Raw genomic sequence first — 7,925 nt, 5'->3', positions numbered from 1 at the left:
ACGCTCTCTCTGCTGACCATCTTGGAGCCAGTTACGAACTCCACTTACAAAGTATTCACTGCTACAGATGAGCGATCTTGGATAATCCGAGCAACCGGATGCAGGATCGTCTCTCGACCGCCTGGCGAGCGATGCAGAACCGGGAAAGCCGCACGTGGGGTATCGACGATCTCGTCGTGGAGATGGAAAATGAGTTCAGTACTGATGACGCAAGCGTCGGCGCACTAGAGTGGCGGCTCCGCCGGTCGATTCAACGTAACGACCTCTTCGACCCAGCCGAGAACGTCCCATTAGATGAAATCGTGGATCCGGGCCAGTGTACCGTTCTGCAGATGGATACGTTAGACCGGCGGGATCAACAGCTCATCACGACGGTGCTCCTTCGCCGGTTGTACCGCGAACGGCTTGACGATGTTCGGGGCCGCGACTCGGATATTGAGCACCCTATCTTTGCGCTGTTCGAGGAAGGGCACCGGTTCGCACCAGCGTCGGGCGAAGCTCCATCACTCGGGATTATGCGGACAATCACCTCGGAAGGCCGGAAGTTCGGGTTCGGTCTCGGAATCATCAGCCAACGCCCTTCGAAAATCGACCAAGACGTACTGTCTCAGTGCGGGACGCAAATCTCGATGCAGATTAAAAATCCGAACGACCAAGACGCCATCAAAAACTCTGTCGAGGCTGCCGGTGAAGACGTGCTCCGTGAATTACCCGGATTAACGCCAGGGCAAGCCGTCGTGTCTGGTGATGCAATGAATGCGCCTGCCCTGATCCAAGTTCGAGAGCGGATTACAGAACATGGTGCGGAGAGCCGTGATGTTGTCCAAGAATGGGCTGACGCGTACGACCAGCGACAGCGGGAACCGACACAATCAGAAAGCGCCGACTTTGGCGAAGGGGATTCGACAGGCGTTCAGAGCTTGGATTAGAGAAAGAGTATCAAACGGCCTTCGAAAGGTAGTGATTTACCAACCACCGAAAAGCCGATCGTCATCATCAATCTGGATCAGGCTCTCATCCAGGTCAAGTCCTGATGAGAGATCGTCAAGTTGGCGCTGATCGCGTTTAGAGGTGGTCGTCCCAGTATCGATTTCGACTACGGGATCACGTCCAAATGGACTATCAGCGGTTACATCGGGAACTCGACCGTTTCGTTTCTTGGGATCAGGGTATTCTGATGTGTGATCTGCCCGGACATCTGAATATCCGAGTCCTCGGAGCAAATCTGCTTGAGCTTCCACACGGTCGTCATGACCCTCATCATTGCCAAAGAGGTTGAACATGTGTCCCAATAGCATGCCCCAAGACTAAGAATTGTCGGTGGTGTGACCGCACGAGCGTCCAGAGGAGACTCTTATAGCGACGACACCGTGGTATTTCGCGTTCAGCGGTTAGATGTCGCCCGATCCAAGAGATAGATCCAGAGTTCGCAAATCATCCTTACTTTTGCTCGGGAAACAGGAGTCTGGGTACGCACGATAATGACTTCGTTCGGCTATCTCACTATCGGGTTCAAAGCATCTCTATAATCGTAGAGAGTACCCTCGACAGCCGGAGATTGATTATCAGAAGAAGCGTAGAACATAATATGGCTAAACGGTTCGTGCGTGGTTGGCCGAAAGTTCATCGTCTCGCCGAACTGCGCGAGCGTCTTGATAGCGGTGAGATCGAATCGATGGAACCGTTCGGGCGCGCCATGACACGGGCGCTGGAGAATGCTCGGTTCGATCCGGAGACCGGTGAGGCGGTCTGGATCGAAGAGGACTACTGTTCACCACCGCTTGCGATGGAGCGCGCGGAAGTACTGGATGACTACTTCGAAGAAATCACTATCGTCGAGGAAGACGTGGACGAGGCTGCCGGGTGGCGGCAGATCGACGATCTGCCTGGACTCTGGGCACAGGTTCTCGATGAAGCATAGACGCGATCAGCCAGCTATACTCGTGTGTACGGGAGAATCTGCAAGACCGTGTTAATGTCGTTTTGGGCTTTAGGGAAAAGGGCTGAAGCCTAGGCCGAGATTTGAACTCGGGGTCTCGTCCTTACCAAGGACGCGCTTTACCGCTAAGCTACCCAGGCACGAGCGGATGCGTACACCCGTTTTGTGCGCTCAATCCTACTGCACAGCCGTATAAGAATGTGGTGAAAGCCGTCGGGCGTGCCGTACCGTAACGTACGTGTAGGAAGGAAATCGTGACAGGTCTGTCTCTCGGCCTGACCTTCGATCCCGGAGACTGGTCGCTTCAGTCGCTCACGTTCCCGGCGAGCGCGAGTAGTCCCGCTGTGGGGCGGTTTCGTGGCTCACTACCGTGGTCGCGATCCGATCGTCGAGTCCGGCGAGGGCGACCTCCGCGTCGGGCAGCGGTTCGGTCCCCAGCTCAACCGCCAGCTCCTCGGCCAGAGATTCGATCTCCTCGGGGACCGAACGGAGCGCGAGGTCGGCGCCGGCTTCGACCGCGATCCGAACGAAATCCGTCTCGAGCCCCCGATCGAGCTCCGCCCGATCAGCGCTCGGTTCCTCCCGGCGCGTCTGGTCGCGGCCGAACCGCCGGACGGCCGCCACGACGTCGCCAGCGACTGCGGTGTGGGCGAGATATTCGAAGCCACGGGCGACGAGTACCTCCGCCGCGATAGCGTTCAGGTCGCCTTCCGAGTGATCGCCGCCGGTCCAAGGGTCCGTCCGGATGAGATCCCGGGAGAGCCGCAGCCCCTCGTAGCTCATCTGGACGCCAGCGCCGCGCCGTGCCGCACTTTCCCCCTCCATCGACCCCTCGAGGGATGTCGCCGTCAACACCGTGAGCGCGCCGGGAGTCATCGACGCCGTCTCGAGGATCCCGCCGAGACGGACACGAAGGGCCTCGGGCGTGATGTCACCGATCCCGTCACGAAAGGCGGCCCGGGCGTGGGCGGTTTCGTCCATCTACTGCTTTTGGTAGGGGCGCAAGGGGGAAATCAGTTTGGAAACCACATATGCTCGCCTCCAGTGTTTCTCGACGAGTCGTGGCTTACCGGTCAGGCCATCCGTCGCCCCGAGAGGTCGGCGACCGGAGAGCCCTACAGCGGCTCCGGCGCCGGCGGCATCGCCCGCTTGTGGGCGCTCGTCTCGTAGAGTTCGACGACGCGATCGACCGCTTCCTCGGGCACCTCCAGCGTCTCGACCGTCGCGTGTTTCGACAGCGGTCCGTCGACGTGCAACGCGAGGATCACGTCGAGTTCGTCGTAGCCGAGGCCCATCTCCTCTTCGTCGGTCTGGCCTTCCCACATCGCTGCCGTGGGGGTTCTGGTGACGAGATCCTCCGGAACGCCCAGCGCTCGAGCGAGCTGTCTGACCTGGCACTTATACAGGTTGCCGATCGGGTTGCAGTCGACTGCCTGGTCACCGTACTTCGTGAAATATCCCGTCGCGGCTTCCGATCGGTTGCCAGTGCCGAGCACGAGGCGGCTTTCGGCGTTGGCGACGAAGTAATTCAGGACAGCGCGGGTCCGAACCCGGACGTTGCCGAGCGCCATGCGGTCCTCGGCGGCGTGATCCGGCGCGGCGTCGACAAAGGCGTCGACGATCGGGTTGATCGCGATGGTATCGCACTCGATCCCCAGCTCCTTCGCGACGCGGTCGGCGTCGGTCTCGTCGTCCTTGGGGTTGACCGAACTGGGCATCAGGAGTCCGTGGACCGCGTCGGCACCGAGCGCCTCGCATGCCAGATACGCGACCGTCGTCGAGTCGATGCCGCCCGAAAGCCCGATCACCGCGCCTTCAGCTCCGGCGCTGTCGGCCATCTCGGCGATGAAGTCGACGATATGTTGCCGTCGCGTCTCGAGTTCCGCTTCCGAAAACAGCAGTTCGACGTTCGCCTTCTCCGTCAGGGCCTCTGAATCACTCATCGTTAATGTATTAGAGGCTGTAGGACTAATAACCTCCCATCGATACAATATTTATGAATGTTTGTTTTGTTATTCCGTCGTAGTTACTACTGATATCAGGCTCTGAAAAATATAACCCTCGAGTCCCCCTACCCGAGTGTATGCCCACACGTCGAACGGTCCTCGCGTCTACCGGCAGTGCCTTCGCGGGCGGAACCGCAATCGGCTGGCTCGGACGCGGTCGACGCTCGAGCGGCGAACGAAGGGCCGCTTCCTGTGACTGTCCTGACCCCGAAACGGATCAACAATACGATGTCGTGTTGCTCGAGGTGATCGATGGCGATACCGTCGATCTTCTGGTCGATCTCGGGCTCAACACCCGCCGGAAGATCCGGGTGCGAATCACCGATCTCGACACGGCGGAGATCCACAGCGTTCCGGAAGGAAGCGACGAGTACCAACGAGGAATCGAACAGAAACGGTTCGTCGAAAACCGACTTACCGGTGCGGAGACGCTCGTCTACCGGAGCGAGGAGGCTCGCCGGCCGTTCACAGAGCGGTTCCCCGACGAGCACGACTCACCGCAAAACGGCAAAGGGGGGTTCGGTCGGTGGCTCGGTGATATCAACATGGACGGCCGCTGGCTTTCGGAAGCGGTACTCGAGCGCTGGCCCGACGCAGTGTACGATGGATAGCGACGGTTTCCCGTCACTGACGGATCGAAGGCGCTACGTTGAAGTACGATCACCCGGAAACGTCGAACGGGCGCCGTTGGTCCAGTGGTAGGACATTGGCTTCCCAAGCCAATAGCCCGGGTTCAATTCCCGGACGGCGCACTCCGATCCCTTCGACTTCCTGCGGTTTTGGACTGTGACATACAGGAGGACTGGCCAATATCACAGGCCAATTCGGTTAGCACGAACACGGGAATCGACCGTAGTATGGCGACTATCAATATTGCGGAGCCATACCGGTTCGAACGAATCACAAATTATAGAAAACTGATACAAACCGGAGGAAAGCGATGATTTTCCCCGAGAAAATCACCGTCGTTTCGGGACCAACCGAAGCATACCCCAATCACGAGCAACTCGTGGATTACCACCCGAAACGTGAGGAAGCGTTGACGTGGCAGTACCACCCGCTACTCGGTCTCTTTGCGTCGGGAGGGGTCGTCTCACTCGGAGTGGCGGGGTACTGCTGGCAGTACATCCAGACACGCAGTTGGAGTTATCTTGTGGGTAGGTTCGGCCTTCTCGGATTCAGCGACGCTGTCTGGGTGTTGGCAGCGACACTCAAGACGGCAAGTACGGGCGAACCTCGATTTTGTTCTACAAGATCGAATTTCTGGGCCTTCTGCCGATTACAGCGGTTGCCATCGTCTTCGTAGTGGCTTACGTGTGGAAAGACCGATGGCTCACCCGCAGCAAGCGCCATCGGTATCGGCTGTTCGAACTGGTACCTATTGGCTGTGGTCAGGCCATCGAAATAATGGCCGATAGCTACCTCTTCGTGTGGCCAAACGGGACCTTTTTGGGCGAAAACCCGGCGACTGCGGATCTACTGGGCGAAGACTCCAGTGCAGAACTCCAAACCACCCCTGTGAGCGAGGCCGTACCGGTCTACGACGCTCTGACCGAGGGCAATCGGGTCGATGTTGAATCGGAGAGTCGAGTAGTCGAAGTCAGACGATCTGAGGTGATCCGGCAGAATCAGGCTGCCGGTGACGTACTTTTGTTCTATGAGGTGACTGAGCAACGACAGCAGAAGCGAAAGCTCGAAGACACGGACGAGCGACTGGACCGATTCGCCAGCGTTATCAGTCACGATCCTCGCAACCACCTCCGCGTCGCGAAAGGCCGAAATATAAGCGGGCGTCTCTGGTGTGGGATCCCCAGAGCCGTCAGTTCCGGTATTTGCTGGACTCTGTATAGCTAGATCTCTGTTGAGGCCCGATCCAGATACTTAGCTATGGCTTACAGACTGGTTGAGAAAGTGTATACGGATGAAAGATGACGGTGACATCGATCATCCACCTCCAGTATCGCCGCTCCGAGTGTCTCGATCGGTCCCTGCAGATGGGTCGTTCAGTCCCACGGAGGGATTGAGATGTCGGTGAGTGAATTGTTGCCCGAATCCGTCCCGAACGAGATCGACCGCAGTGTTCAAACTGTGGGACTGACTACTGACGAGACGGTATTCGAGACCCTCTCGACTGATACCGCCCGCCAGATCGTCTCCCTTCTGGATGACGGCCCACAAACGGCCTCGGCGATCGCGACTGAAATGCAGATATCCGTCCAGAACGTCTGTTATCATCTCGACCGGTTGCAAACCGCCGGCCTGATCGATGCGGTTGGAACTCGTCACTCCTCGAAAGGAAAAGAAATGACCGTCTACGGCCTGATCACGGAATCGATCGTACTCCAACTCGGAGAACAAAACACCGCACAGTAACCATCCGATCACCTCCGTAGGATCATCGATCAGCTGATCTGTTACTCGTCGATGGCTGGGATTCTACGCGGGTAGAAGACGATCGGTACTACATGTGAACTACCCCTGCCTACTCAGCCGCTGACGCGGCTTCCTTGAGGCAGGGGCTTCCTGTTTCAACGACGGTACTTGCAGAAACAGCGGCCGGTTCCTCTGTCTCCACAGCGGTCCCAGTCTCCACAGGCGTGTCTTCGGAGTGAACCACTCCTAGCTTCTGCACCCCTCGCTCCCAGACGTTTAATGCAGCATTGTAGTCGCGGTCGATGGTAAATCCACAACTCGGACAACTGTGCTCACGGACCCACGGCGGCTTCTCAGTTTTCACACCACATCGATTACACTCTTTCGTGGTGTCTTCAGGATCAACTTCCACGATATGACAGCCGCGTTTGTTGCCGTGGTGTTTGAGGATCGTGATGAAATCGCGCCAGCCGACTTCAGCCGTATTCCGACCGTTTCCACAGCCCTCTAGCATCGACTTCACATTCAAATCCTCAAGGAAGACAGCATCGTATTCACGGGTGTAGAACGCCGCTATCTTGTGCTTGAAGTCCTGTTTCTTGTTTCGCATCCGTTTGTGGACTTCAGCAACTATCTGTCGCTGGTTCTCCCAGTTGTTCGAGCCATGCTCGTTCCGGGAGAGATTCCGTTGCTCACGCTCCAATCGCTCTCGGTCGGCAGACAACTCAAGCCGGTCGATTTGCCTGCCATCCGAATCGTAGATGAACGTCAGAATCCCGAGGTCGACCCCGACCGTATCCTCAGTGGCTATCTCGGACGGTTTTGGCTTGTCGGGTGTGTCTCCTTCGACGTTGAGGCAGGCGTACCACGCTCCAGTCCGGTCTTTTTTGATCGTGGTGTGTTTCACGTTGGTCTCGTCTGGGAGATCACGGTGAAGCCGGATCGGGACATCGATAGTTTCGCCGTTGACTTTCTTGAGTGTGAGAATGCCACGACCATCGGGGCCACTCTTCTCATCGAGTTCGAAACCCCGCTGGCGGTACGTGAAACTCCGGTACTCGTGTGGCGCTTTCCAGTTCAACGACCCGACGTTATACCCGGCGTCTCGGAGCTTACCGAGGTTGTTAATGTTGGTCTCGATCCGTTCAACCGCCTGTTGGAGCACGGTTGAGTACACGCTAGTCAGGTCACTCCACCAGTCTTTGAGCTCCGGTAGTTCATCCCGGACTTGCAGCACCCGCTGTCTGACGGTCCCGGCTGTCTCTGGAATGCGGTTAAACCGATGCAACGCGTGGTTGTAGACTTGCCGCACAGTATTACGCACCCAGTCCAGAAGCTCCCGCTGCCGTGTGGTTGGGAACAATCTGTATTTGAGCACGTAATCCATGCGCAGTATATCGATTATAAGGTTGTAGATACTTAAGTGTAAGTTGTCCCCGCAGGGCGATTCATCCCCATCCTACTCGCTCACTTCGGTCGCTCCTTGAGGATGGGGGCTTCTCGCCCAATCAGCTAAACAAGCACAAGTGTGAGCGTGTCATAGAATCCATCTCATAGCTTCTCGCAGCCCGGTTCGTTTCCTCGCTCGTAGTTGGTGATGGCAACAA

General features: G+C 57.4%; 9 protein-coding genes and 2 tRNA genes. 5 read left to right on the top strand and 6 right to left on the bottom strand.

Going from position 1 to position 7,925, the window contains the following annotated elements; genetic code table 11:
• Positions 1 to 98 precede the first annotated feature (98 nt).
• The gene (locus KM295_RS16505) at positions 99 to 929 is read left to right on the top strand and encodes an ATP-binding protein (RefSeq protein ID WP_256031440.1); all 831 of its coding nucleotides are present in this window, start codon (positions 99 to 101) and stop codon (positions 927 to 929) included.
• A gap of 36 nt (positions 930 to 965) precedes the next feature.
• On the opposite strand, the gene KM295_RS16500 is transcribed toward KM295_RS16505, so the two are convergent.
• Entirely contained in the window at positions 966 to 1,283 is a 318-nt protein-coding gene (locus KM295_RS16500) for a hypothetical protein (RefSeq protein WP_256031436.1), read from the bottom strand.
• Between the two features lie 305 nt (positions 1,284 to 1,588).
• On the opposite strand from KM295_RS16500, the gene KM295_RS16495 reads away from it, so the two are divergent.
• Positions 1,589 to 1,921 carry a hypothetical protein gene (locus tag KM295_RS16495; RefSeq protein ID WP_256031433.1) on the top strand — a complete coding sequence of 111 codons (333 nt, stop codon included), beginning with the start codon at positions 1,589 to 1,591 and terminating at the stop codon, positions 1,919 to 1,921.
• Between the two features lie 86 nt (positions 1,922 to 2,007).
• On the opposite strand, the gene KM295_RS16490 is transcribed toward KM295_RS16495, so the two are convergent.
• From KM295_RS16490 to KM295_RS16480, 3 genes are all read right to left on the bottom strand, one after another.
• A tRNA-Thr gene (locus tag KM295_RS16490) sits at positions 2,008 to 2,079 on the bottom strand.
• Between the two features lie 172 nt (positions 2,080 to 2,251).
• Positions 2,252 to 2,920 carry a DUF7114 family protein gene (locus KM295_RS16485; protein WP_256031430.1) on the bottom strand — a complete coding sequence of 223 codons (669 nt, stop codon included), beginning with the start codon at positions 2,918 to 2,920 and terminating at the stop codon, positions 2,252 to 2,254.
• A 134-nt stretch (positions 2,921 to 3,054) separates the two neighbouring features.
• Positions 3,055 to 3,882 (bottom strand): NAD+ synthase, encoded by an 828-nt coding sequence (locus KM295_RS16480; protein ID WP_256031427.1) that lies wholly within the window; start codon positions 3,880 to 3,882, stop codon positions 3,055 to 3,057.
• A gap of 140 nt (positions 3,883 to 4,022) precedes the next feature.
• Between KM295_RS16480 and KM295_RS16475 the strand changes: the two genes are divergently transcribed.
• Together KM295_RS16475 and KM295_RS16470 are read left to right on the top strand one after the other, a co-directional pair.
• Positions 4,023 to 4,556: a thermonuclease family protein gene (locus tag KM295_RS16475; protein ID WP_256031424.1), complete on the top strand. Its 534-nt coding sequence runs from the start codon at positions 4,023 to 4,025 to the stop codon at positions 4,554 to 4,556.
• Positions 4,557 to 4,626: 70 nt separating this feature from the next.
• Positions 4,627 to 4,697 (top strand) — tRNA-Gly (locus KM295_RS16470).
• A gap of 724 nt (positions 4,698 to 5,421) precedes the next feature.
• Here KM295_RS16470 and KM295_RS16465 read toward each other — a convergent pair.
• On the bottom strand, positions 5,422 to 5,688 hold the full coding sequence (locus tag KM295_RS16465) for a hypothetical protein (RefSeq protein WP_256031422.1): 267 nt from the start codon (positions 5,686 to 5,688) through the stop codon (positions 5,422 to 5,424).
• A gap of 282 nt (positions 5,689 to 5,970) precedes the next feature.
• Here KM295_RS16465 and KM295_RS16460 point away from each other — a divergent pair, with 282 nt between their 5' ends.
• The gene (locus KM295_RS16460) at positions 5,971 to 6,318 is read left to right on the top strand and encodes an ArsR/SmtB family transcription factor (protein ID WP_256031419.1); all 348 of its coding nucleotides are present in this window, start codon (positions 5,971 to 5,973) and stop codon (positions 6,316 to 6,318) included.
• Positions 6,319 to 6,427: 109 nt separating this feature from the next.
• Here the strand turns inward: KM295_RS16460 and KM295_RS16455 are convergent, their stop codons facing one another.
• The gene (locus tag KM295_RS16455) at positions 6,428 to 7,705 is read right to left on the bottom strand and encodes an RNA-guided endonuclease InsQ/TnpB family protein (RefSeq protein ID WP_256031417.1); all 1,278 of its coding nucleotides are present in this window, start codon (positions 7,703 to 7,705) and stop codon (positions 6,428 to 6,430) included.
• Between the last annotated feature and the right edge of the window lie 220 nt (positions 7,706 to 7,925).

This window comes from Natronomonas aquatica, from assembly GCF_024449025.1.
Classification (GTDB): domain Archaea; phylum Halobacteriota; class Halobacteria; order Halobacteriales; family Haloarculaceae; genus Natronomonas; species Natronomonas aquatica.
Note: the sequence above shows the minus strand (reverse complement) of the source record. Positions and strands in the feature narration are given on the sequence as shown.